Genomic DNA, 1,073 nt, shown 5'->3' with positions numbered 1-1,073 from the left:
CGCCGTTTTTACATGCATCATGCAGGTTCCAGGGCCGGGCGGGTCTTACTACGGCGCGTAGAATCTTCTGGCTAGACTGATGCCATGAATATCGTCTATAACATCGTGGTCTTCCTGCACATCGTCGGCGCCGCCATGATCGTGGGCATCTGGATCGGCCAGATGAAAAAGCCCACCGTCCACCCCCGCCAGTTCGACGGCGCGATGCTGCAGCTCGTCACCGGCATCGCCCTGATGGGACTCATCCCGGCCCTGGACATGGATGCCAACTACGCCAAGCTCGGCGTCAAGCTGGCCGTGGCCGTCGCCGTCGGTGTCCTGGCCTTCATGGGCCGCCGCAAGTACAAGAAGGGCGAGGACGTCGGCAAGGGCCTCGCGCACGCAGTGGGCGGACTGGCACTGCTCAACGTGGCCATCGCGACCCTCTGGAAGTAAGCCCCGAGACCGCAGCGACGGCGACGCACCCCGCATGGGGAGCGTCGCCGTCGTCGTTCAAGGGATGATCACAATCCACTGACAGCGGAACCCCGGTGCGGCGTCGGCGATGAATCCCTAGGATGGGACACGGCACGATCCGGCGCTGCGCCGGTTCCGTGGCATGACAACAATCTTGAGGAGTGGACATGGCAGCAACACGAACCGCACACACTGTATGGCACGGCGACCTGATGACGGGCGCCGGCAACACCACCCTGGACAGCTCGGGACTGGGCAACTTCGACGTCACCTGGAAGGCCCGGGCCGAGGCCTCAGAGGGCAAGACCAGCCCGGAAGAACTCATTGCCGCGGCACATTCGGCCTGTTTCTCCATGGCCTTCAGCCTCGCCGTCGCCCAGGCTGGCCACACGCCCGAGGAAGTCAACACCAAGGCAGACGTCACGTTCGTACCCGGCACCGGCATCACGGACAGCCACCTGACCGTCAGCGCCAGGATCCCGGGGATCACCGAGGACGAGTTCCAGCGCATCGCCGAGGAAGCCAAGACCGGCTGCCCCGTCTCGGCCGCCCTCACCGGCATCAAGATCACCCTGGACGCCACCCTGGCCTCCTAGCGCCGCACGCGCCAACGGCGA

General features: G+C 65.1%; 2 protein-coding genes. Both read left to right on the top strand.

What is annotated here, in order from left to right:
* The first annotated feature begins 84 nt into the window (after positions 1-84).
* The gene (locus K789_RS0116725; RefSeq protein ID WP_024367757.1) at positions 85-435 is read left to right on the top strand and encodes a hypothetical protein; all 351 of its coding nucleotides are present in this window, start codon (positions 85-87) and stop codon (positions 433-435) included.
* Between the two features lie 188 nt (positions 436-623).
* Positions 624-1,052: an OsmC family protein gene (locus K789_RS0116720; protein WP_024367756.1), complete on the top strand. Its 429-nt coding sequence runs from the start codon at positions 624-626 to the stop codon at positions 1,050-1,052.
* Positions 1,053-1,073 lie beyond the last annotated feature (21 nt).

Origin of the sequence: Arthrobacter sp. TB 26, from assembly GCF_000427315.1 — a bacterium.
Classification (GTDB): Bacteria; Actinomycetota; Actinomycetes; order Actinomycetales; family Micrococcaceae; genus Arthrobacter.
This window is presented reverse-complemented; position numbering and strand designations above follow the sequence as displayed.

What these genes read in the sequence shown, in the direction of transcription:
- K789_RS0116725 (WP_024367757.1), top strand. Translation starts at nt 85, where the DNA reads ATGAATATCGTCTATAACATCGTGGTCTTCCTGCACATCGTCGGCGCC.
- K789_RS0116720 (WP_024367756.1), top strand. Translation starts at nt 624, where the DNA reads ATGGCAGCAACACGAACCGCACACACTGTATGGCACGGCGACCTGATG.